We start from the raw sequence: 22,315 nt of genomic DNA on the forward strand, positions 1-22,315 counted from the left end.
CGAAGGCGGAGTGTCAGAGACACATAAGGTGGCTGACACTCCGTATTCGCGAGCAAGCCCGCTCCCACATTTGTTTTGTGTTGTGGGTGACACTCAGGCTCGGCACTGGGCCAGGCTTTTTACCTGGCTGTCACCGCTCTGGTTGGCTTCGGACAACCACTCTTCAAACCCGGCCCCGACCTTCGGCCATTCCGAATCCAGAATCGAATACCACGCCGTGTCGCGGTTTTGGCCCTTGACCACCATGTGCTGGCGGAACACGCCCTCAAAACTGAAGCCCAAGCGCTCGGCGGCGTATTTGGAGCGGGCATTGCCGTTGTTGCACTTCCACTCCAGGCGACGGTAACCCTGGTCGAACGCATGCTTGGCCAACAGGTAAACCGCCTCGGTGCTTTTCGGCGAGCGCTGCATCGGGGCGCCGAAGGTGACGTGGCCGATTTCGATGCGGCCCTGGGCCGGGACGATGGACATCAGGCTGAGGATGCCTTGTACCTGGCCGGTTGCGCGGTCGATGACGCTGAAGAAGTACGGGTCGGTATTGGCCGCGTGGTTGTTCAGCCAGGCATCGAACGCGGCGCGCTCCGCAAACGGGCCGTAAGGCAGGTAGTCCCACAGCTTGGGGTCGGCGCCGGGGCCTTCGAGGGCTTGCCACAGTTGATCGGCGTGGCGCGCCGGGTCGAGTTTTTCCAGGCGGATAAAGCGCCCTTCGAGCAGTTGCACGGTGGGCGCCGGGACGCCTTTCCAGTCGGCGAGGGAAGTGGACATGCTGTGCTCCTTAAAGACCTTTGCGAAATTGGATGAAACCCGGGCGTTCGGCGATGCGTTCATACAACTGGATCGCGGTGTCGTTGGTTTCGTGGGTCAGCCAGTGCACCTTGCAGCAGCCATCGGCCTTGGCGGTGGCGTAGACGAATTCGATCAGCTTGCGGCCCACGCCGGTGCCGCGTTGGGACGGGTCCACCAGCAGGTCCTGCAAGTAGCAGGAGTTTTCGATGCTCCAATTGGAGCGGTGATAGATGAAGTTGACCATGCCCACGGCCTTGCCGTCTTGCCAGGCCAGCGCGGAATGGGTCGGCTCGCGGGCGTCGATCAGGCGCTGCCAGGTGCTTTGGCTGACGGCGTCCGGCAGTTCGGTGTTGTAGAACGTTAAATACGCCTGCCACAGCGGCAACCAGGCGGCGTGGTCGGCGGCGGTGACGGGGCGGATTTCGATCTGGCTCATTCTGAAGCTCCTTGAGGAATAAAGCGCGCGAGCGTCTGGTCGCGGACGTCGGTGCTGGCGGCCAGGCCTTCGCGTACGCCGGCGATGTCGGCCGGGCTGCGGTTCTGGCTGAGTTTGCGCTTGCCGATCAGGCGATCAATCGGCAGGGCGAAGCCGACGATGGCCTTGAGCATGCCGTCAATGTAGTCGGCGGGCGCGTCACTGACCTTCCAGGGTTGGGCGCGGCCCGCTTCATGGCGATTCGTCAGCGCGGTGACCACGCTGAGCAATCGCTCGGCGTCGCTGAAGACCTCGGCGTTGCCGTAGGCATGCACGGCGATGTAGTTCCAGGTGGGCACCACTTTGCCGTGCTCAGCCTTGGCCGGGTAGAACGCCGGGCTGATGTAGGCCTCGGCACCGGCAAAAATCACCAGGGCTTCGCTGCCGTTTTGCAGGTCCTTCCATTGCGGGTTGGCTTTGGCCAGGTGCCCGTACAGCGTGCCGTTCGGGCCTTCATCGGGGTTCAGCAGCAACGGCAAATGGCTGGCTTGCAAGCCTTGCTCGCCAAAGGTCACCAGCTGCGCCAGGCGAGTGTGCTGGATCAGTTGATGCAGTTCGGGCAAATCGTCGAGAGCAAAGGCGCGGGGTGTGTACATGGAAATTTTCCTTGGCGAATGCCTGCATCCTAGGCAGGCTAATGGTTCGTTGTAAGAGCCATCTAGCACCAATTTCATAGGTCCAATATGCCGCCTGCCTCGCCACCCCTGTCCTTCAACCCTGCCGGTATTGAGTTGGACCGCCGTAAAGGGCTGACCCGCCAACTGTATGAGGCTCTGCGCCAACGGGTGCTCGACGGGCGCCTGGTCAGCGGTACGCGCTTGCCGGCCAGCCGTGATTTGGCGACGGCGCTGTCGATCTCCCGCAACAGTGTGGTGCGCGCCTACGATCAGCTGTACGCAGAAGGGTTTATTGAAAGCCGGGTCGGCGATGGCACGTATGTGGCGCAACTGCCCACGGCAAAAAAATTATCCACAAAACCATCCACAGGGTTATCAACAGGCTTATCCCCAGCCTTATCCACAAAATGGGCGGATTTGCCGAAAAATCTCGACAGTGAAGTTATCCACAGCGCGGGCTTGGCGCGGGTAAAAAACAACCATTTGTCCCAGCCTCCCGCGGGGCCGCCCCGGGCGTTTCGCGTGGGTGTACCGGCGTTCGACCTGTTTCCGTTTGAGGTGTGGGCCAAGCTGAATGGGGCGTTCTGGCGCAAGCCGGACCTGGAGCAACTGTGCTACGGCGACCCGGCGGGTGATGGCCGCCTGCGCGGTTTGATCGCCGCTTATTTGCGCAGCTCACGGGGCATGCAGTGCTCGGCTGAACAAATAGTGATCACCTGCGGCGCACAGCAGGCAATTAGCCTTTGTGCACAGTTGCTGGTGGAGCCGGGAGACGCGGTGGCGGTGGAAAACCCCGGCTACCGCGCGGCCGGGCATGCGTTCGCCCTGGCCGGCGGAAAGCTGCACGGCGTGCCGGTGGACGGCGAGGGCATTGATTGCCAGGTGCTCAACACCCTGGATGACTGCCGTGTGGCGTATGTCACGCCTTCGCATCAGTACCCATTGGGCGTGGTGATGAGCCTGGCGCGACGCCTGGAATTGCTCGCCTGGGCCGAGCGCACGGGCGGCTGGATCATCGAGGACGACTACGACGGCGAGTACCGTTACAGCGGCGCGCCTTTGTCGCCCCTGGCGGCGCTGGACCGCAGCGGGCGGGTGCTGTACGTCGGCACGTTCGGCAAAGTGGCCTTTCCCGCGTTGCGCCTGGGTTATCTGGTTTTACCGTCGGGCCTGGTCGATGCCTTCGCCCGCCGCCGTGCCGTGGACATGCGCCACTCCGAAGTCAGCACCCAGGCGGTGATGGCCGAGTTCATGGCGGCCGGGCATTTTCAGCGGCATATTCGCCGCATGCGCCGGGCGGCATTGAGCCGTCGCAATGCCTTGTTGGCCGGCTGGCCTGGCGGGTTGCCGGGTGTGGGCGAACTGCCCAGCGTCGCGGCAGGGCTGCACGTGACGGTGCGCGTGGACAGCCTCGCCCGTGAGCAGCAATTGCTGGCGCAGGCGCACGCGGTGGATGTCGAGATCAACGGCTTGAGTACCTATTGGTTGGGCAGTTCAACCACGCCCGAGGATCAGCGCGCCGGGCTGGTGCTGGGCTTTGCCGCCGTGCCGGAAGCGGGGATTGCCTTGGCGCTGGCGCGTTTGCGCCAGGCGTGGGGGTGTGTCAACTAACTACCAACACCTTAAAGGCTCAGGTCCCTACCTTGAACACGCAGGGCCGGCAGCATGGTGCGACCGGCGTTTCACGTGTCTACCAAGGTAATGATCATGTTCGATCCTTTCATGCTGCAGCTCGGCCAGATGTTCGCGCTGCGGCCCACTCTTCAATCGTTGGGCATCACTCAAGCCCAGCTCGACCAGCACTATCAGGGCGTACTCGCACACTATTGCGAGCAGTTGATCGGTTTTTTCACCGGAGGCGACACCCGCAGGTTCAGCCGCTGGCGGCACCTGGCGCAGCGGCTGGAGCAGCGCTTGCGCATCGCCCGCAGAACGCTGGACACCGCATCTGCACGCAGGCGGATCAGAGCGGTTCTGGATTGGCCCGACAGCGGCGAGCGTGAACAAAAAACCGCTGGGCGTTCGCCGCAGGTTTACCTCATTACCCGGCACGGCTGCCTGGGGCTGGCGATCACCGGGGGCAATGGCACGCCGTGGGTGTTTACCCTGGCCCGGGGCCTGGAAAGTGTGGATGACGACACGGCGCTGTTCGCAGGCGCAGAGCGCCTGGAGCATGACGTCTTCGAAGGCTGGGCCCTTGGGGCGCTGGAGGAGGCGTTGCAACGTATCGCAGCGATCGATCCAAACGCGTTTCCCACACTCGCGGCGCTGGACCGGCAACTGGCCTGGGCTTCGGGCTTCGGGGATTTGCTTGAGCCGCAAGCTGAGCGCGACAGCCTGCGCTTTGAACTGGAACAGCAGTTGCCTGCGTGGCTGAAAAACGCATCGCCCTCCGGCCGCTTGGCCTACAGCCAATGGCTGGAAGTGTCAGCGCGGTTTCATGAGAAATCCGCCGGTGCCAGCGTGCTGGATGACCTGCAACCTGCAGGCGCTGCACAACGTGACGTCGACACGCAAGAAAGCGCGTTGCACCAGGCGCTGTTCGCGGGTCAGTTGGCCTTGCAACTGCGTCGGCTGACGCTGGAGTGCAGCCTGCAACACCAGGCCAATGTCACGCATGAGGGCTATCGAACGATGCGGGCCTCGGTGAGCTCCTTCGCTTACCGGCGCTTGCGCGGCGTGCCCATCGCGTTCATGCCGTTATTGGACGGCAGTGGATACCTGGTGGGCCCGCCCACGGACACGCAAGGGCCCTGGCTGGTGCTGCGGCCGCAAGCGTCACAGGTGATTGAGCAAGTGGCGGTCGCGCCGAATGCCGGGGTAGCGCTGGTGGAGCCATTCAAGGTGTTTTACCGCGCAGGCCTCGCGCGTTGGCTGCCGCTTCTTGAGCCACCGCTGCACACCCTGGCGCGCCTCAAGCAAGTTGGCGGCAACCTTCAGGGCGCCTGCGAAGCCACGCGCACCTGGCGGTGTGAGGTCAGCCTGCTGCGCAACCTGGCCCTGATGCTGGTGTGCCCAGGCACCCTGCATCCCGCCGACAATCCGGATGCGCACCCCAGGGTCAAGCGGCTGGACAGCGCCTGGGCCGGTGCCCGCAAGGCGTTGTCCGTGGTGCAAGGCGCATGGTTGGCGGCGTTGCAGCGCCCGGCCGCGTCGACGGTGGGCGAGCTGATAGGCGAGGGCGAGCATAAGGGTCTGTATAGGCTGGACAGCGCGCTGATCTACAACCAGGACGACAACCACTTCAATGTCTTATCGAATATCCGAATTGCGCCCGTGGTGAATGTCACTGTGGTGGAGCACCAAATCGTCGATAAACACGAGCACCCGACTGTTTACGGCCCCGGCATTGCGCGCGACGCCCGTGATCGTTGGCGGTTTCAACGCGCGCCGAGGTTGCGGCGTGACACTGAGTGGCTGAACCCGGCAGCCCGCCGAGCGACAGACGCTGGCAACGCCCTCAGTGCGTCGTTGCCGGTGCTATTCAGCGACGCGGAGCGCGCATCCAAGGTGCCGGGGACATTGGCTGTCGAGGTTGAAGAAGGTCTTGAGCGCAAGGCGCTTGAGTTTGACCACGCGGCCAATGAGATTCAACGCAACCCTGGCAGTGCCGAGTTGACCAGCCGGCTACGCGACGAGGCCCGGCAGTTGCGCGCGCGTGGGCGCTATCTGCGCATTGAAATGACGCGGCACACGCTCACGCCGACATTGGGTGACGTGCAGTACCTGTTTGAGCAAAAGGTGATTCGCATCCGCCGCGTCGATGGCCGTGTGGCGGAAACCATTGAGGGCGCGCTGGATTACTTGCAGGAATACGAGGTGCTGGACCTGACCGAAGGTGAAAGGCCGTTGTGGTACGCCCACTTTCACTACGCCAGCCTTGAGGTCGCCGACGACTATCCAACGGCGGCGCATCTCAAGATCGCGGCCCAGCGCAGGCTGGGCCGCGAGTATCAGCGCGGCACGGGTGGCACGGTATACCGCGCGCCAATCACCAATGCGGCGGGGCGCCGGATGTTCCTGGGCGCCCCGGCGCAGTAAGGGTGGCTTACGTGCCTGACTTGATCTTGGTCCAGGCGCGCGTCCTGGCCCGCTCGGCATCACGCCCCAACGGTTTCAAGGTGTACAGCGTGGCCATCGCCGCTTCGGTCGGGTACAGGTTGGGGTTGTTGCGAATCGCCGGGTCGACCAACTCGGTCGCGTCCTTGTTCGGGTTGGGGTAACCGACAAAGTCGCTGACCGGCGCGATCACCTGGGGTTGCAGCAGGTAGTTGATAAAGGTGTAGGCGTCTTGCGGGTTTTGCGCGCCTTTGGGAATGGCGAGCATGTCGAACCAGATCGGCGCGCCTTCCTTCGGCAGGCGCATGTCCACGGTCACACCGTTCTTGGCCTCCTTGGCGCGGTTGGCGGCCTGGGAGAAGCTGCCCGAATACCCGACGGCCACGCAGATGTCGCCGTTGGCAATATCGGCCATGTACTTGGAGGAATGGAAGTAGGTGATGTACGGGCGGATCTTCATCAACAGCGCTTCTGCCTTGACGTAGTCCTTGGGGTTGCTGCTGTTGGGGTCCAGGCCCAGGTGCTGCAAGGCCAGCGGCAGGATTTCCGAGGGCGAGTCGAGGAGTGCCACGCCACACTGCTTGAGCTTGCTGATGTTCGCTTCGTTGAAGATCAGGTCCCAGCTGTCTACCGGTGCATTGGGGCCGAGTACCGCCTTGACCTTGTCCGGGTTGAAGCCGATGAGGATGGTGCCGTACATGTAGGGCACGGCGAATTTGTTGCCCGGGTCGTTGGCTTCGATCAGCTTCATCAGCTTGGGGTCGAGGTGGTTCCAGTTGGGCAATTGGCTGCGGTCCAGCGGCTGGAACACGCCAGCCTCAATTTGCTTGGCGAGGAACACGTTGGACGGCACCACCACGTCATACCCGGAGTTGCCCGTGAGCAGCTTGGCTTCCAGGGCCTCGTTGGTGTCGAAGATGTCGTACACCAGCTTGATCGCAGGGTTTTGCGCCTTGAAATCCTCGAGCGCCTTGGGCGTGATGTAGTCGAACCAGTTATACACCTTGAGGGTTTTCTCTTCGGCCTGTACCGCGCCGCTCAATACAGCCGCGCACAGGGCAAGGGTGGTGAGCCTCTTCATCGGGTAGCTCCTTCGAAACCTTCAAGGACATTGACGGCGTTGATGCCGATTTCTTCGACGGCATAGCCGCCTTCCATCACAAACAGGGTGGGCTTGCCCAAGCGCGCGATTCGCCGGCCCATGGCCAGGTAGTCGGGGCTGTCGAGCTTGAATTGGGAGATGGGGTCATCCTTGAAGGTGTCCACGCCCAACGACACCACGAGGATGTCCGCGTCGTAGCGCTCGGTTTCCTCGCAGGCTTGTTCCAGCGCGGCACTCCAGCGGTCCCAGCCGGAACCGGCCGGCAGCGGGTAGTTGAAGTTGAAGCCTTCGCCGGCCCCTTCGCCACGCTCATCGGCATAACCCAGGAAAAACGGAAACTCCGCTTCCGGGTGGCCGTGGATCGAGGTGAACAGCACATCGCTGCGCGCATAGAAAATCGACTGTGTGCCGTTGCCGTGGTGGTAATCCACGTCGAGGATCGCAACCTTCTGATGGCCCTGGTCGAGAAACGCCTGAGCGGCAATCGCGGCATTGTTGAGGTAGCAATAACCGCCCATCAAATCACTCGCGGCGTGATGCCCCGGCGGGCGGCACAGCGCGAAGGCGCTGCGGGCACCTTGCTGGATGGCCTGTTGCGCGGTGAGCGCGACTTGGGCCGCGCTGTACGCCGCTTGCCAGGTTCCTGCGGTAATCGGCGCGCCGCCATCAAAGCTGTAATAACCCAATTGACCATGCAGGCTGGTGGGCACTATCCGGCGCAATGTGCGCGCAGGCCAGGTGTAGGGCAGCAGGTCGCCGTCCTGGCCGAATTCGGTCCAGCGCGCCCATGCACCCTGGAAAAAATCCAGGTAGTCGCGGCTGTGAATGCGTTGCAGCGGCACCAGGCCGAAATCCTGCGGGGCTTGCACCGGGCCGAGCTCACGGTCCTTGACGCGCTGCAGCACATGATCGGCGCGGGAGGGCATTTCGAAGCAGGGCATCAGTTGCCCGTCCATCAATTCGCAACGGCCGTGGTGCAAGTGGTGATCGTCGGAGTAGATCGTCAGCATGTTTGTTGTTCTCCGCAGGCTTGGGTGCAGAGCAGTGTTGCGGGGCGCAGGCGTGAGGAGAATGGCGGGAAAGGCCAAAAGGGGATCAATATGGCCAAACACTGTGTCCGTTATTCGCCCCTGGTGCGCCATTCAGGGGCGGAACTGGCTCGGCGCGACACCGCTCCAGCGCATGAACGCATGACGAAAACTCGCGGTTTCGCTGAAGCCCAGTTGCTCGGCGATGCGCCAGATCGGCAACTCGCCGTCGCCCAGCCAGTGTTTGGCGCGTTCGAAACGCAGCTCGTCGAGCAGTTCCTGATAGCTGCAGCCCAAGGCGTGCAAGTGCCGGCGCAAGGTGCGTGGTGAGCAGTTCATCTGCCCCGCCAGCCCGTCGAGGCCCGGCGCTGCATGCAGCTGCGCCGCCAGCAATTGGCGCACGCGGCCCAGCCAGGCCTGGCGCCCAGTGAACTCGGTGTTTTGTTTGCGGCAGCGCTCGGCCATGGCGCGGTGGGTAATGGTGTCGGCCAGGGGCAACGGCTGATTGAGCCAGCGGCGCTCAAAGGCAAACGCATTGGTGTGGGCCTCGAACTGCACCGGGCAGCCGAATTGCTCGGTGTAGCGCACCTGGTAATCCGGCGCCGCGTAGTCAAAGCGTGCACCCAGCAGCGGCAGCGGGTGGCCCAGCAGGTCGTCACAGATGACCTTGAGGCTCATCAGGCAAAACTCGATATTGAACTGGGCCAGCGCCGGGTTTTCCCGGTAGTCGCCGGCCGTCAACCAGAGGCATTCGCCGTCCTCTTCAAGGCTCAGCTCAAAGAGTGTTCCCAACAGCGCCGGGTAGCGCAGCGCCAGGCGTAAAGCGTCACCGAAGGTGGCACTGGTGAGCAGGGCGTAACCGAGCATCCCGTAGGCGGACACGTGCATGCGCTGGCCAAGCTCCAGGCCGATATCCCGGCGCAGGGCCACGGCATTCGCGCACACCTGCATCTCCTGGAACGTGGTGATGCGCGTGTCGGCATGGCGCAGGTCCGCCAGGCCGATGCCGCTGCCGGCCAGCAGGTCCTCGCTGGGCAAGCCGTGCTCGTTGAAGGTCGCCAGGACCAGCGAGACGGCATTGAGGGTGGTCAGGTGTGAATGCAGCATGGGGTCTTCAGCGCTGGAGTGAGCAAGCGGTGCAGCAAGTTGCATGCCGTCGCCCTGGCAAGAAGCCGGGTCAGTCTTTGGGTCGGCCGAAAAACAGTTGTCGCGCTTGCTCCAGGCTGATTTCGCTGCGATAGAACGCAGTTTTTTGCGCACTGCTTAAGTGTTCCGTGGTGTCTGCCTCTGCCCCCAGACGGTGTTCTGCCGGGGTCTTCAAGCGAGCCGACAGGTAGGCCTTGGCCGGTGTCCAGGAGGTGCTGTAGTGAAAATGGGCGTACCACAGCACGTGTTGGGTCTGAGCGTCAGTGATGGTGTATTCATCCAGGTAGTCGGGCGTGGGGCTTTTGAGGCGACGGCGGCTCACGGTTTTCTTGATGGTCACGGCGTTATGGCTTTTCAGCCACTCAAGGCCGATCACGGTGGGCGTATGGCCCATGAGCGCGGCAAGGACTTGCTGGTGGCTATGGCGGTAAAGGCTGGTCACGGTGGTCTTCAGCGCCTGGCTCAAGGCGCTGGCTGACTGTGCGACGCCTTCTGTGGTGTTGCCGTGGGCCAGCGCGTAATCAATGGCATGGCTGACGTGCTCCAGTTCCTTGGCGTGCTGGTGATACAAAAATTCGAGGCCGCTGGGCGTGCGATCCGGCTGCTGGGCCTTTTGTGTCGTGCGCTGGATGAACGCCGGTATTCCCTCCAGCAGAACCTGACCTTCGGCGATGCGGGCGAGGATATCCCCAGGGGCGACAGGCGTGGGTGCAGGCGTAGTTATCCGCTCAACCCAGACGCCGGGCGGTTTTTCGTGAAAGGTCGCCAGCACTTTGCTCGTAAACGGCGAGCGGATATCCACCAGGCCGGTTTCCAGCCCGATATCGGTCAAGCGGGGTTCGCCGATGAGCAGGCCTTGATAACGGGTGCGGATAAATTTCTTCAGTGGCCTTAACTTCGACGGCAAGGGCCCCGGGCGGGTGCGCAGTGCGGAGCGTTCAGCACTGAGCAGCCCCAGGTTGTCGGTTGCGCTGTTGCTGAACTCTCGAAGTTGCTCGCGCAGTGTTCGCATGTTGTCCGGGACCAGGTGAGCCGCAAACTCTGTGGAAAAGTCCTCCAGACGCTCGTCGACCGATTGGAACTGCTCAATCAGGTTGCTCAAGGTGTCGATGCGTTCGTCCAGCCGCGCCTCGCTGCGTTCAAGCAGGGTTTCACGCAAGCATTCAACCGACAGGTCGGCCGAGTCGACAATGTGGTCCAGCGTTCGCCAGGCCCGGGGCTCGGTGAGCACGGTCTGAGCCGACAGGCAAAGGTTGCGGGCCAGCGTCACCTGAAGGGCCTTGAGGTTTTCGCGGGTAAACACGGGCAACGAACTTTCAGTGGTCCGAATCAGTTGTGCGCCTTCTTTGGCCAGCTTGCGCAGCTCCTTGAATCGGGTTTGTACATACTCCAGATGCTTGAGCAGTTCCCGGTTCAGCGCTGTCATGCGTTGGGCGTCTTCGATGTAGCGCTCCTGCGGGAATTGGGCCTGACGCTCGATCTTCTCCATTACCTCGCGCACCGCAGGCGTAAAGCGCGTAAGGGTTTCACGCATACCCGCCTGGGTCAGCTGGAGTTGAACGTTGAGGTAACTGAGGGCCTTTTGCGGGTAGTCGGGCGTGGGTGCGTAAATGGCCAGACCCTTGAGCTTTTGCAGCGCCGATTCGTACTCCGCGCATTGGCTGTCCAGGGTCTGCAAATAGGTCTGTCGACGGGCTTGAGTCGAGGTGGACGGCCCTGCTTCTATGGCTTGGCGGGCGTTTTGCAGTTGTTCCTGGGCGTCCTTTTTGCGGCTTTCGAACTCACTGAGCTGGGTGCGTAGTTCTTCGGCGCGCTTTTGCGCCAGGGTCTTGGCCTTTTTGATCAGCGCCTTCGGGCCGCCCCCGCGCAGGCGCAAACGCGTATCGACGAACCAGTCGCCTGCACGGTTATGGATCAGCGGCGGACCGGTGCGTTCCGGGTTGACGGGATCGACGATGATCACCTGATCGTTTTCATCCACCTTCACTTCAAACCAGCGAGTGCCCATTGGCGCGTAATAGTGATCGCCACCGGCATACAGATGCTGATAGGGCCCGTCGACGCTGATGGGCTTATCCAATGTGGCCGGTTTCTCCCGTTTGAAACTGTCCAGCACGGTGCCAAGGCGCAGCGGTGTGCGGTTGATCGCGCCGCTGATGTGCAGCGTGCGGCTGTGGCTGCTTGCCATCGCCTCGGTGGAAAGCGTGGGTAACTTTCTGACGACAAGGGTTGATGGCGCCAGTGGAATGCCGGGTTCCACGGCCGGTTTGCCTGGGCGCGCAGCCTCCAGGTTCTGGCGCGGTGAAAGGCGCGCGACTGCGTGCAGGGCGATAGCCATGCCGAGGTTGAGCAAAAGGTCAGCCAGCGCTGCCCATGGGGCCGGGCGGTCCCTGGCGTCCCGGGCGTCGATGACTTCCTGCAATTGATCCATCAGTTGCCAGACCCAGGCCGCCGTTCCCAGGGTTCGCCCGAGAAACGGCAGAACGCCATTGAAAATCGCCCAGCCAATACGCTTGAACGTGGCCCAACGCGCCTCGACATTGGACACCGACTGGCGGTCCGCGAGTGTTATCAATGCGTTGGCGTTGGCGTTGAACAGCGTGGTGAACAGATCGCCGGTCTCGATGTTTTCACTGAGTGTCAGTGGCCCGCTGAGGGTCACCAGCTTGATCGGGTCGACCACGAACTCCATCACCGTCCACGGTGAAGGCAGGCCGCCGGGGAAGACATATTGGCGGTAGTCGCTGCGGGCGTCATCCGGCAGCCAGGCCAGTACCGACTCGCGCAGGTGGGTGGACTGAGAAATGGCGTAGAGCAAGTTAGTGGGTGAGGGAAATTGGGTCAGGGGCATGGCGAGCAAAGGGCTGTACAGCAGGCAGGGCCCGTCCGCCAGGTTTTGCGGGCCGATGACGAACATATTGTCGACCGCATCCGCGCGCCGATCAAAACGCCGCGTGGGGATAAACGCCAGTTGGCGCAACACGATCGGCTTGCCGTCCACTTGCCGATTGGCCGCCTCGGGCTGCATCAGTGCTGCCACATAGCGATAGCCGCGTTCATCCAGGCCGGCTTCCTGGCGGATCTTGTACTGCAACGCAAGCATCGGCAGCTGGATGCGCAGGTGCTCGGAAAACAGCTGCTGGCGCCATGCTGTCTCCTTGGGGTCGTCGAGCAGCGTGCTTTTGATCAGCGCCGGGTAGCGGCTGCCGATATCGATGCGGGTGACCAGGTTTTCGAGGTAGTCGACCGTCAACCAGTCAGGCATGGCTTGCGCGCCACGGTGTCGCAGGGCCTTGATGCCCACGGGCAGGGCGATCAGGTTTTGCAGGGCCAGCTCGGCCAGGGTGAAGGTCTGGGTTTCAGTCTGCCCCGGCACCGCGAACGCGCCCCAGATCACCGGGCTGCGGATGACCAGCTCGATATCGTCCAGCTTCAAGGGCTCGGCGTCGACATGGTCGATGAGCATTTCGGCCTTGAGCCGCTCGCGGGCGTATTGCTCGATAGGGGCAATGCCGTCCTGATACGACCGGCCCTGGTTGGCAATGTGCAGCGCCGCCAAATCCTTCATGTGGCGTGAGTAGAGGGTCATGTCGGACACCGAGGCGCCACTCAGCCAGGCGGGCAAAGCTTGCTGCAACCATTCCAGGTGTGGGTTGGCGTGTTTGTCGTTGCCTCGGGTGGTGGAGGGTATCGCCAGGTAGGACGGGCTGGCGCCGTCGCTGCCCAGGTCGGTGAAGTCGATAGCGCCGATCGCACCCAGTTGAATGGTGATCAGGGTGCAGGCCAGATGATCAAAAAAATTGCCCTGCGGCTCCAGTAGCCGCCACTGGATTTCCCCGTGGGGAATGGCCGTGTCGACCAGCAGAGCAAGGTCCTGCCCCAACGCCTCCAGGGTGGGGTATTTGCGATAACCCTGCAGCAGCGAGTACACCAGGATCACCTCGCGGTCTTCCTGTTTGCCGATCAACACGCTGACCACATGTTCGTTGAGGTGGGTGACATGGTTGTCGGCGTCGATCTGGTCGATATCGATCACATAGGCGCGGGTGCCGAAGCGGTCATTCAGCCTGCGGTCGAACACGTCGGGCGCCATGAACAACTGGCGCGCCATCAGGCAATCTTCCTCGGTCCATCCTGGCGCCTGGTCCACGTTCCACAGGCTGCGCAACACCTCTGACAATTCGTGCCAGTGTGGACCGCTGGTGCCTTGTGACTGGTTCCAGAACGCCAACTGTTGTTCCTGATAGCCGCAGATCATGACCGGCGCGAGCACATTAATAAGGTGTGCAATCTCCTCCATCCGCACGGGCAAGTGCATCGCCGGCTCGCTGATGGGCTGCTGGGTGAGGAAATGTTCGCCTTCAATGAACAGCGAGGGCACGGCCAGTACGGCCTGACGCGTGAGAATATCGGTGAGGGAGCGATAGTGAGCAGGCTTGGCGACGACAACGTCTTCGACCACTTCCCAGGTCGGCGTGCCGACCATGGCGATATTCGGATCGATGTCCAGGGCCGGGTAGCAGGCCTTCAATTGCTCGCGCAGCAGGCTGGCGGCCACTTCACGAAAGGCCGGGCCGACCGACAGTTGGGTGATCAGTGCAGTCGTAAGGCGAGGGCGCGAAGGGCCCAGGGAGGGAAAGGTCGAAGGCATGAAAGGGTCCTGAGGTGCTGAAACATGGCAACCGCCCGAAAGTCGGGTGTTGCCATGCTAAGAAGCGCTCACTCAGGAAGGCGGTGCTTATGTAGCGGTCAGCCCAGTTCGCCGCACAGGTTGGTTTCCACCAAGGCTCGAATCGCGTCGGGTGCCAACCCGCTGCCGAGCAACGCCGTGAGTTTGCCGAACGCCGCTTCGCGGGTCATGCCGCCTCCGGACAACACACCGACGCCACGCAGGCGGCTGCCGGCCTCGTACACATCCAGTTCCACACCACCTTCGTGGCACTGGGTGATTGCCACCACCAACACGCCCTGCGCCTGCGCGCGTTGCAGGCTGGCGAGGAACGCCGGGTTGTCGCTCGGCCCGGTGCCGCTGCCGAAGCATTCCAGCACCAGCGCCTGAATGCCGCTGTTGATCAGCCCATCGAGTTGCTCCGCGCCGATACCCGGCACCAGCGGCAAGACGCCGACGCTGGCCAAGGCCTTGGGCTGACGGTAACCCAGTGCGTCGGGCAGGGTTTTGGCCTGGGCCACGCCACCGTTGCGCTGCAGGGCGGCAAACGGATGGCGGCCGAAGCTGCGAATTTTTGCGCAGCGGGTCGGCGCCATCAGCGCACCGTGGAAATACAGGTGCACGCCCGGTGCCAGGCCTTCGCCCAGTGCTTGCAGGGCGCCGCTGACGTTTTCCCAGGCATCGCTGTCCGGCACACCGGCAGGCAACATGGAGCCGGTGAACACCACGGGGGCCGGCAGGCCCAGCAGCTGGAAGCTCATGGCGGCGGCGCTGTAGGCCAGGGTGTCGGTGCCGTGCAGGATCAGCACCGCGTCGCAGCCCTCGTCCACGGCTTCAACCACGGCGCTGCGCAGGCGCTGCCAGTACGCAGGCGTCATGTTGGCGCTGTCGATCAGTGGGGCCATTTCACGGAAGCGCCACGCGGGCACTTGCACGTTGGCAAGCTGTTCGCGCATGCGCGCCTCGAAACCTGACGCGGGTGCCAGGCCGTTGGCACTGGCTTGCATGCCGATGGTGCCGCCGGTGTAGAGCACCATGATGTTGTTGGCTGGTTGCATCGAAGAATCTCCTGAACGAAAAACGCCGCCGGGCCCAGAGCATGCCCAAGGCCGGGCGGCGTGTCATCTATCTAGGCTTACTACGCTTAGCGTTGCGCTTGAGCGTTCAGTTCAGCCGAGGCCGCCACTTCCGGTTTTGCCGGGTTGGCCGGCCAGGCCTTGCGGTCCAGGTCCAGGTCAGGGAACTGGCTGGAGTCGAACACCGGGGTCTTGATGCCCGCCGCGCGCTGGTTGTCGTAGTCATTCAGGATGCGCATGGCGATCTTGAACAGGAACGCCAGGGCGAACAGGTTAACGAAGGCCAGCAGGGTCATGGTGATGTCGGCGAAGGCAAACACGGTGCTCAGGTTCTCGATCGAGCCCCAGAAAATCAGTGCCAGCACCAGTGCGCGGTAGCCCATCAGCACCTTGCGGTTGTTGCCCACCAGGAAGCGCAGGTTGCTCTCGCCCAGGTAGTAGTTGTACATGATCGAGGTGAACACGAACAACGCCAGGGCCACGGAGATGAACATGCGGCCCCAATCACCGACTACGGCGGCCAGGGAGTTTTGAGTCAAGGCAATGCCATCGCCTTCAAAACCTGGGGTGTAGAAACCGGAGAGCAAGATCAGCAATGCGGTGCAGGTGCAGATCACGAAGGTGTCGAGGAACACGCTGAACGCCTGGACCACGCCTTGGGCGATCGGGTGTTCTACCGAGGCCACCGCCGCCACGTTAGGCGCACTGCCCAAACCGGCTTCGTTGGCGAACACGCCGCGCTTCACGCCCATGATGATTGCGCTGCCGACCAGGCCACCGAAGGCTTGGTCGAGGCCGAAAGCGCTCTTGACGATGGTCGCGAGCATGGCCGGCACGTGGTCGAATTGCAGCACGATTACGTAGAGGGTGACGGCGATGTAGACCAGGGTCTTGACCGGCACCAGCAGGTCGGCGATCGAGGCGATGCGCTTGATCCCGCCGATGAACACCAGGCCCAGCAACACAGCCAGCGCGAGGCCGGTGTAGGTGGTGTCGAGGCCAAAAGCGCTGTTCAGCGAGTGGGTCACGGCATGGGCTTGCAGGCCGTTGAAGGCGAAACCGAAGGTCACCAGCAACAGGAACGCGATGACCATACCCAGCCAGCGTTTTTGCAGACCGTGCTGGATGTAGTAAGCCGGGCCACCACGGTAGGTGCCGTCGGCGTCGGTGCGTTTGTACAACTGACCGAGGGAGCATTCGATAAAGCTCGACGACATGCCCACCAGCGCAGTGACCCACATCCAGAACACGGCACCGGGGCCACCCAGGGTGACGGCAATGCCGACACCGGCGATGTTACCGGCACCCACACGGCCAGCCAGGCTGAGCATCAGCGCCTGGAACGAGCTGAGTTGGCCGGTGCTGCTTTTCAGGCTGGCGCGAAACACCGAAAACATGTGGAAAAAGTGACGCAGTTGAACGAAACGCGAGCGGATCGTGAAATAACCGCCGAGCCCGACAATGAGCACGATCAGTACTTTCCCTGAGAGGAAGTCGTTGATGACTTCGAGCATGGAGTGTTCCTCGCTGATTTTTTAATGGCAAACGCAGGACGGTCCGACGCATCGCTCAGCACCAGGCAGTGCACGACGCTTCGACCCCAATCCTTTTGCGGGTGTTGTTATTCATGCGCTTTCGCGTTGTCTGCGGGCCTCGTTACCGACGGCCGCAGACGCGAAGAGGGGCGGCACTATACCTAGGCAAGCGTGATCCGTCTGCACGGGGCGATTAAAGGTTTCAGCCAAGCTGTTGCAGGCAAGGAGGGTTTGCAGGGCGATATTGGATTTTTTATGGGCGTCATTTCACAACCTTGAGGCAAAAAAAAGGGCCTGAAGAACGAGCCTTCAGGCCCTCAAAAGGTGAGAGGTGTCTAGTCCCTCAACCTGGTGAGCGGTGCAACAAACGTTAGGCCTTCAACGGGACCAGACGTGGAGCAATCATGTTTTCGGGGCGCAGGATGTCGTCGAGCATGGCGTCGTCGAGCAAGCCTTCTTCGCGCACCAGTTCCAGCACGCCGCGGCCGCTTTCGAGGGCGATACGCGCAATGCGGGTGGCGTTTTCATAGCCGATGTACGGATTCAGCGCGGTGACCAGGCCGATGGAGTGTTCCACCAGTTCGCGGCAGCGCGCTTCGTTGGCGGTGATGCCGACGATGCAATGTTCGCGCAGCATGTCCATGGCGCGTTGCAGCAGGCGGATCGAGTCGAAGATCTTGTAGGCGATCAGCGGCTCCATCACGTTCAGTTGCAGTTGGCCGCCTTCGGCCGCGATGGTCAGTGCCAAGTCATTACCGATGATCTGGAATGCAACCTGGTTCACGGCTTCCGGGATCACCGGGTTGACCTTGCCGGGCATGATCGAGCTGCCTGGCTGACGTGCTGGCAGGTTGATCTCGTTGATACCGGTGCGTGGGCCGCTGGACAGCAGGCGCAAGTCGTTGCAGATCTTCGACAGCTTCACCGCCGTACGCTTGAGCATGCCGGAGAACAGCACGAAGGCGCCCATGTCGGAGGTCGCTTCGATCAGGTCGGCGGCAGGAACCAGCGGCTGGCCGCTGATGGTGGCCAGGCGTTGAACGGCCAGGGCCTGGTAGCGCGGGTCGGCGTTGATGCCGGTGCCGATGGCGGTGCCGCCCAGGTTCACTTCGGTGAGCAGCTCTGGCGCCAGGGTTTTCAGGCGGGCCAAGTCTTCACCGAGGGTGGTGGCGAACGCGCGGAATTCCTGGCCGAGGGTCATCGGCACGGCGTCTTGCAATTGGGTGCGGCCCATTTTCAGCACATGGCTGAATTCGACGCCTTTGGCGGCGAACGCCTGGATCAGGCTGTCGAGGCTGGCCAGCAACGCGTCATGGCCCAGCAGCAGACCCAGGCGGATCGCGGTTGGGTAGGCGTCGTTGGTCGACTGCGCCATGTTCACGTCGTTGTTGGGGTGCAGGTATTGGTACTCGCCCTTGTTGTGGCCCATGGCCTCCAACGCGATGTTGGCGATGACTTCGTTGGCATTCATGTTGGTTGAAGTGCCGGCGCCACCTTGAATCATGTCCACCACGAACTCGTCGTGGAAATCGCCGCGGATCAAGCGGGCACAGGCTTCGCTGATGGCAGCGTGCTTGGCTTCGCTGAGCTGGCCCAACTCGCGGTTGGCGTCAGCGGCTGCTTGCTTGACCATTGCCAGGCCGACCACCAATTTCGGGTAATGCGAAATCGGAACGCCCGAGAGGCGGAAGTTGTTCACCGCTCGCAGGGTCTGGATGCCGTAATACGCTTGAGCGGGTACTTCGAGTACGCCAAGCAGGTCTTTTTCTGTGCGGAATGATGCAGCGGAGGACATGACGGAAATCATCTCGATAAGGACCCGGAACTGGCCGGAACGCTGCGAATGCTAGGCTTGTGGGAGTTTTTGGGCCAATGCTGTTAAGCACTGGCCTATGCACAAACGGCATAATGTAGGTGTGACCCAGCTATCATGGCGGGCGTGTGTGCCAAAATGGTGCGTACCCGTGGGAGGAAGTGATGAACCTTGAGAGCAAATGGCTGGAAGACTTCAGCGCCTTGGCGGCCACCCGCAGCTTTTCCCAGGCGGCGGAGCGGCGCTTTGTCACCCAGCCGGCGTTCAGCCGACGTATCCGCAGCTTGGAGGCCGCGTTAGGCCTGACCTTGGTCAACCGCTCGCGCACGCCGGTGGAATTGACGGCGGCGGGGCAGTTGTTTCTGGTTACTGCGCGTACGGTGGTCGAGCAGCTCGGTGAAGTGCTGCGCCATTTGCATCACTTGGAAGGCGGGCAGGGCGAGGTCATGCAAGTGGCCGCCGCGCACTCCTTGGCATTGGGCTTCTTCCCGCGCTGGATCGCGCAATTGCGCAATGAAGGGTTGAACATCGCCACACGGCTGGTGGCCACCAACGTCGGTGACGCTGTGCACGCCCTGCGCGAGGGCGGTTGCGATTTGATGCTGGCGTTCTACGACCCGGACGCGGCGATGCAGATGGACCCGGAAATCTTTCCCTCGCTGCACCTGGGCAACACCGAAATGCTCCCGGTGTGCGCCGCCGATGCCGACGGCAAGCCTTTGTTCGACCTGGAAGGCGAGGGCAGCGTGCCGCTCCTGGCCTACAGCGCCGGGGCGTTTCTGGGGCGCTCGGTGAACTTGTTGCTGCGTCAGCGCGCCCTGCGCTTTACCACCGTCTACGAAACCGCCATGGCCGACAGCCTCAAGAGCATGGCCCTGGAAGGCTTGGGCATCGCCTGGGTGCCGCAACTGAGCGTGCGGGCGGAGCTGGCGCGCGGTGAGCTGGTGGTGTGCGGCGGCCCGCAATGGCATGTGCCGCTGGAGATTCGTTTGTATCGCTGTGCGTTGGTGCGCAAGGCGAACGTGCGGTTGCTGTGGCGCAAGCTGGAAGGTGGGGCTGCACAAAGCACCTGAGCGCGATGAAGATCAAATGTGGGAGCTGGCTTGCCTGCGATGCCGGCACCTCGGTACATCAGGCATATTGAGGGGGTGCTATCGCAGGCACGCCAGCTCCCACATTGATCCCGTTCCATGGGAAATTTGCGCTGGTTTCGCTGACCCGGGAGTCAATAAAACCGCTGGTTTGAGGCGTAAGACAGATGGTCATTCCGGGGGCTGTTTATCTGGATTATTACGGTATACTGCGCGGCCTTCGGCCGGTCCAACCGGCCTTAATTCGTACAACAAGCCACGCCGGATTTCCCGCGTGGCTTGTTGTTTTTTGACGCGCCTGCGGGCGCCCAGAGAGAAGAGGCACGACGATGAGTGCATTGGTTGGCGTGATCATGGGCTCCAAGTCCGATTGGTCCACCCTTAGCCACACCGCCGATATGCTGGAAAAACTCGGCATTCCGTATGAAGTGAAAGTGGTCTCTGCCCACCGCACCCCGGATTTGCTGTTCCAGTATGCCGATGAAGCTGAATCCCGTGGCATCGAGGTGATCATCGCCGGTGCCGGCGGTGCGGCGCACCTGCCAGGCATGTGTGCGGCCAAGACCCACCTGCCGGTGCTGGGCGTGCCGGTGCAGTCATCGATGCTCTCGGGCGTGGATTCACTGTTGTCCATCGTGCAGATGCCCGCCGGTATTCCGGTGGCCACCCTGGCGATTGGCAAGGCCGGCGCGATCAACGCCGCGTTGCTGTCCGCCAGCATCCTGGGCGCCAAGCACCCGCAGTTTCACGCGGTGCTGAAAAAATTCCGTGCTGAGCAGACAGACAGCGTGCTGGACAATCCAGACCCACGCATCGCCTGAGGTTGTTGACGATGAAAATCGGTGTAATCGGTGGCGGCCAACTCGGTCGCATGCTGGCCTTGGCGGGAACCCCGCTGGGGATGAACTTCGCTTTCCTGGACCCGGCGCCGGACGCCTGCGCGGCTGCGCTGGGTGAGCACCTGCGAGCTGACTACAGCGACCCGGACCACCTGCGCCAACTGGCCGACGAAGTCGACCTGGTGACCTTCGAGTTCGAAAGCGTCCCGGCCGAAACCGTGGCCTTCCTGTCGCAGTTCGTGCCGGTGTACCCGAGCGCCGAAGCCCTGCGCATCGCTCGCGACCGCTGGTTCGAAAAGAGCATGTTCAAGGACCTGGGCATCCCGACGCCGGCCTTCGCCGATATCCAGTCTCAGGCCGACCTGGACGCTGCGGTCGCGTCCATCGGCCTGCCGGCCGTGCTGAAAACCCGCACCCTGGGTTACGACGGCAAGGGCCAGAAAGTGCTGCGTACCGCCGCCGATGTGGTGGGCACTTTCGCCGAACTGGGCAGCGTTGCTTGCCTGCTGGAAGGCTTCGTGCCGTTCACCGGCGAAGTGTCGCTGATTGCCGTGCGTGCCCGTGATGGCGAGACCCGCTTCTACCCGTTGGTGCACAACACCCACGACAGCGGCATTCTCAAGCTGTCCGTGGCCAGCACCGACCACCCGTTGCAGGCGCTGGCCGAAGACTATTCGAGCCGTGTGCTCAAGCAACTGGATTACGTCGGCGTGATGGCGTTCGAGTTCTTTGAAGTCGACGGCGGCCTCAAGGCCAACGAAATCGCCCCGCGTGTGCACAACTCCGGGCACTGGACCACCGAAGGCGCCGAGTGCAGCCAGTTCGAAAACCACCTGCGGGCAGTGGCTGGCTTGCCGCTGGGCTCCACGGCCAAGGTCGGCGAGAGCGCAATGCTGAACTTCATCGGTGTGGTGCCGGCGGTGGAAAAAGTCATCGCCATCGACGACTGCCACTTGCATCACTACGGCAAGGCCTTCAAGGCCGGGCGCAAGGTCGGTCACGCCAACCTGCGCTGCAATGACCGTGCGACGCTTGAGGCGCAGATCCTCAAGGTCGAGGCGTTGATCGCCGAGCAATAAGCCGGGGATCGGCGGGAACCATTGATGACCGCCGTCTCTCTGATTGCAGGATGGTAAAGCCTGTCTAGGCTTTGTCATGACTCACCATTCAATTCAGAGGGAAATGCCATGGGTATCATCGGAACCATCTTTATCGGCTTGATCGTCGGTTTGCTCGCGCGTTTCCTCAAGCCTGGCGACGACAGCATGGGCTGGATCATGACCATCCTGCTGGGTATCGCAGGTTCGCTGGTCGCCACTTACGGCGGTCAGGCCCTGGGCATTTACCAGGCGGGTCAAGGCGCAGGCTTCCTCGGTGCGCTGATCGGCGCCATCGTGCTGCTGGTGATCTACGGTCTGCTGCGAAAAAAATGATTTAGCGTCACGGCCCTCTGCGCTGCGCAGGCGCAGGGGGCTAGAATGCCGACACTGTTAACCTTGTCGAGCCTCTCCATGCGCCGTCTTCTATTCACTTTCCTCCTGCTGGGCTCCGGCCTGGTTCACGCTGGCGAACTGCCTGAAACCGATTGGCTCGAGCTGATGCCGATGTCGGATCAGAAAGCCCTCGAAGCCATGCCCGAGATCGACCACAACTCCCCCGAAGCCCAAGGCACGTTCACCGACAAAGGTGGCTTGAAGCAAAGCAAAGGCTTGCCGGCGGTGATGTACTCCACCAAAACCGTGGCGGCCATGAACGGCAAGAACATCCGCATCGGCGGCTACCCGGTGCCGCTGGAGACCGACGCCAAGGGCCGCAGCACGCTGTTTTTCCTGGTGCCTTACCCGGGCGCGTGCATTCACGTGCCGCCGCCGCCGCCTAACCAGTTGGTGCTGGTGCGTTATCCCAAGGGTTTGAAGCTGGATGATATCTACACGCCGCTGTGGGTCACCGGCACGCTCAAGGTTGAGAAGGTCAACAATGATCTGGCCGATGCGGCGTATGCGCTGGATGCGGGGAAGGTGCGGGCGGTGAAGGAGTCGGATTTATAAGATGCGGCACATAACCCAATGTGGGAGCGGG

General features: G+C 62.3%; 17 protein-coding genes. 7 read left to right on the forward strand and 10 right to left on the reverse strand.

Annotation, left to right across the window (positions count from 1 at the left end; genetic code table 11):
* Positions 1-93: 93 nt before the first annotated feature.
* From WBB95_RS22205 to WBB95_RS22215, 3 genes are read right to left on the reverse strand one after another with little or no spacing between them, the layout of a single operon-like run.
* Positions 94-765, reverse strand: a complete 672-nt coding sequence (locus tag WBB95_RS22205; protein WP_424489522.1) for a GNAT family N-acetyltransferase — start codon at positions 763-765, stop codon at positions 94-96.
* A 10-nt stretch (positions 766-775) separates the two neighbouring features.
* On the reverse strand, positions 776-1,222 hold the full coding sequence (locus WBB95_RS22210) for an N-acetyltransferase family protein (RefSeq protein ID WP_424489523.1): 447 nt from the start codon (positions 1,220-1,222) through the stop codon (positions 776-778).
* Entirely contained in the window at positions 1,219-1,857 is a 639-nt protein-coding gene (locus WBB95_RS22215) for an FMN-binding negative transcriptional regulator (protein ID WP_424489524.1), read from the reverse strand. The genes WBB95_RS22210 and WBB95_RS22215 overlap by 4 nt, the downstream gene beginning before the upstream one ends.
* A gap of 87 nt (positions 1,858-1,944) precedes the next feature.
* Here WBB95_RS22215 and WBB95_RS22220 point away from each other — a divergent pair, with 87 nt between their 5' ends.
* Complete coding sequence (locus tag WBB95_RS22220) at positions 1,945-3,489, forward strand: PLP-dependent aminotransferase family protein (protein ID WP_424489525.1); 1,545 nt, start codon at positions 1,945-1,947, stop codon at positions 3,487-3,489.
* Between the two features lie 96 nt (positions 3,490-3,585).
* A complete protein-coding gene (locus WBB95_RS22225; protein ID WP_424489526.1) occupies positions 3,586-5,919 on the forward strand; it encodes a hypothetical protein in 2,334 nt (777 codons plus the stop codon).
* A 7-nt stretch (positions 5,920-5,926) separates the two neighbouring features.
* On the opposite strand, the gene WBB95_RS22230 is transcribed toward WBB95_RS22225, so the two are convergent.
* The 7 genes from WBB95_RS22230 to aspA all read right to left on the reverse strand — a co-directional run bounded on the left by WBB95_RS22230 (position 5,927) and on the right by aspA (position 18,288).
* Positions 5,927-7,018 carry a polyamine ABC transporter substrate-binding protein gene (locus WBB95_RS22230; protein WP_424489527.1) on the reverse strand — a complete coding sequence of 364 codons (1,092 nt, stop codon included), beginning with the start codon at positions 7,016-7,018 and terminating at the stop codon, positions 5,927-5,929.
* Positions 7,015-8,049, reverse strand: a complete 1,035-nt coding sequence (locus tag WBB95_RS22235) for a histone deacetylase family protein (protein WP_424489528.1) — start codon at positions 8,047-8,049, stop codon at positions 7,015-7,017. Before WBB95_RS22235 ends, WBB95_RS22230 begins: the two co-directional genes overlap by 4 nt.
* Positions 8,050-8,181: 132 nt before the next feature.
* On the reverse strand, positions 8,182-9,174 hold the full coding sequence (locus tag WBB95_RS22240) for an AraC family transcriptional regulator (protein ID WP_424489534.1): 993 nt from the start codon (positions 9,172-9,174) through the stop codon (positions 8,182-8,184).
* A gap of 70 nt (positions 9,175-9,244) precedes the next feature.
* Positions 9,245-13,864, reverse strand: a complete 4,620-nt coding sequence (locus WBB95_RS22245; RefSeq protein ID WP_424489529.1) for a hypothetical protein — start codon at positions 13,862-13,864, stop codon at positions 9,245-9,247.
* 98 nt (positions 13,865-13,962) lie between these two features.
* Positions 13,963-14,940, reverse strand: a complete 978-nt coding sequence (locus WBB95_RS22250) for an asparaginase (RefSeq protein WP_424489530.1) — start codon at positions 14,938-14,940, stop codon at positions 13,963-13,965.
* Between the two features lie 86 nt (positions 14,941-15,026).
* Positions 15,027-16,472 (reverse strand): alanine/glycine:cation symporter family protein, encoded by a 1,446-nt coding sequence (locus WBB95_RS22255; RefSeq protein ID WP_424489531.1) that lies wholly within the window; start codon positions 16,470-16,472, stop codon positions 15,027-15,029.
* 391 nt (positions 16,473-16,863) lie between these two features.
* Complete coding sequence (gene aspA / locus WBB95_RS22260) at positions 16,864-18,288, reverse strand: aspartate ammonia-lyase (protein ID WP_424489532.1); 1,425 nt, start codon at positions 18,286-18,288, stop codon at positions 16,864-16,866.
* A 182-nt stretch (positions 18,289-18,470) separates the two neighbouring features.
* Between aspA and WBB95_RS22265 the strand changes: the two genes are divergently transcribed.
* The 5 genes from WBB95_RS22265 to WBB95_RS22285 all read left to right on the forward strand — a co-directional run bounded on the left by WBB95_RS22265 (position 18,471) and on the right by WBB95_RS22285 (position 22,284).
* Positions 18,471-19,379 carry a LysR substrate-binding domain-containing protein gene (locus WBB95_RS22265; RefSeq protein ID WP_122539229.1) on the forward strand — a complete coding sequence of 303 codons (909 nt, stop codon included), beginning with the start codon at positions 18,471-18,473 and terminating at the stop codon, positions 19,377-19,379.
* A gap of 347 nt (positions 19,380-19,726) precedes the next feature.
* Positions 19,727-20,218 carry a 5-(carboxyamino)imidazole ribonucleotide mutase gene (purE, locus tag WBB95_RS22270; RefSeq protein WP_003195648.1) on the forward strand — a complete coding sequence of 164 codons (492 nt, stop codon included), beginning with the start codon at positions 19,727-19,729 and terminating at the stop codon, positions 20,216-20,218.
* A gap of 11 nt (positions 20,219-20,229) precedes the next feature.
* Positions 20,230-21,315 carry a 5-(carboxyamino)imidazole ribonucleotide synthase gene (locus tag WBB95_RS22275; protein ID WP_424489533.1) on the forward strand — a complete coding sequence of 362 codons (1,086 nt, stop codon included), beginning with the start codon at positions 20,230-20,232 and terminating at the stop codon, positions 21,313-21,315.
* Positions 21,316-21,423: 108 nt separating this feature from the next.
* Positions 21,424-21,669, forward strand: a complete 246-nt coding sequence (locus tag WBB95_RS22280) for a GlsB/YeaQ/YmgE family stress response membrane protein (RefSeq protein ID WP_015886585.1) — start codon at positions 21,424-21,426, stop codon at positions 21,667-21,669.
* Positions 21,670-21,747: 78 nt separating this feature from the next.
* Complete coding sequence (locus WBB95_RS22285) at positions 21,748-22,284, forward strand: DUF3299 domain-containing protein (RefSeq protein ID WP_424489535.1); 537 nt, start codon at positions 21,748-21,750, stop codon at positions 22,282-22,284.
* Positions 22,285-22,315: the final 31 nt, after the last annotated feature.

The organism is Pseudomonas sp. (genome assembly GCF_049645325.1).
Taxonomy (GTDB): Bacteria; Pseudomonadota; Gammaproteobacteria; order Pseudomonadales; family Pseudomonadaceae; genus Aquipseudomonas.

Excerpts from the sequence above, each read along its gene's own strand:
- WBB95_RS22205 (WP_424489522.1), bottom strand. The coding sequence starts at position 765 with ATGTCCACTTCCCTCGCCGACTGGAAAGGCGTCCCGGCGCCCACCGTG.
- WBB95_RS22210 (WP_424489523.1), bottom strand. The coding sequence starts at position 1,222 with ATGAGCCAGATCGAAATCCGCCCCGTCACCGCCGCCGACCACGCCGCC.
- WBB95_RS22215 (WP_424489524.1), bottom strand. The coding sequence starts at position 1,857 with ATGTACACACCCCGCGCCTTTGCTCTCGACGATTTGCCCGAACTGCAT.
- WBB95_RS22220 (WP_424489525.1), top strand. The coding sequence starts at position 1,945 with ATGCCGCCTGCCTCGCCACCCCTGTCCTTCAACCCTGCCGGTATTGAG.
- WBB95_RS22225 (WP_424489526.1), top strand. The coding sequence starts at position 3,586 with ATGTTCGATCCTTTCATGCTGCAGCTCGGCCAGATGTTCGCGCTGCGG.
- WBB95_RS22230 (WP_424489527.1), bottom strand. The coding sequence starts at position 7,018 with ATGAAGAGGCTCACCACCCTTGCCCTGTGCGCGGCTGTATTGAGCGGC.
- WBB95_RS22235 (WP_424489528.1), bottom strand. The coding sequence starts at position 8,049 with ATGCTGACGATCTACTCCGACGATCACCACTTGCACCACGGCCGTTGC.
- WBB95_RS22240 (WP_424489534.1), bottom strand. The coding sequence starts at position 9,174 with ATGCTGCATTCACACCTGACCACCCTCAATGCCGTCTCGCTGGTCCTG.
- WBB95_RS22245 (WP_424489529.1), bottom strand. The coding sequence starts at position 13,864 with ATGCCTTCGACCTTTCCCTCCCTGGGCCCTTCGCGCCCTCGCCTTACG.
- WBB95_RS22250 (WP_424489530.1), bottom strand. The coding sequence starts at position 14,940 with ATGCAACCAGCCAACAACATCATGGTGCTCTACACCGGCGGCACCATC.
- WBB95_RS22255 (WP_424489531.1), bottom strand. The coding sequence starts at position 16,472 with ATGCTCGAAGTCATCAACGACTTCCTCTCAGGGAAAGTACTGATCGTG.
- aspA (WP_424489532.1), bottom strand. The coding sequence starts at position 18,288 with ATGTCCTCCGCTGCATCATTCCGCACAGAAAAAGACCTGCTTGGCGTA.
- WBB95_RS22265 (WP_122539229.1), top strand. The coding sequence starts at position 18,471 with ATGAACCTTGAGAGCAAATGGCTGGAAGACTTCAGCGCCTTGGCGGCC.
- purE (WP_003195648.1), top strand. The coding sequence starts at position 19,727 with ATGAGTGCATTGGTTGGCGTGATCATGGGCTCCAAGTCCGATTGGTCC.
- WBB95_RS22275 (WP_424489533.1), top strand. The coding sequence starts at position 20,230 with ATGAAAATCGGTGTAATCGGTGGCGGCCAACTCGGTCGCATGCTGGCC.
- WBB95_RS22280 (WP_015886585.1), top strand. The coding sequence starts at position 21,424 with ATGGGTATCATCGGAACCATCTTTATCGGCTTGATCGTCGGTTTGCTC.
- WBB95_RS22285 (WP_424489535.1), top strand. The coding sequence starts at position 21,748 with ATGCGCCGTCTTCTATTCACTTTCCTCCTGCTGGGCTCCGGCCTGGTT.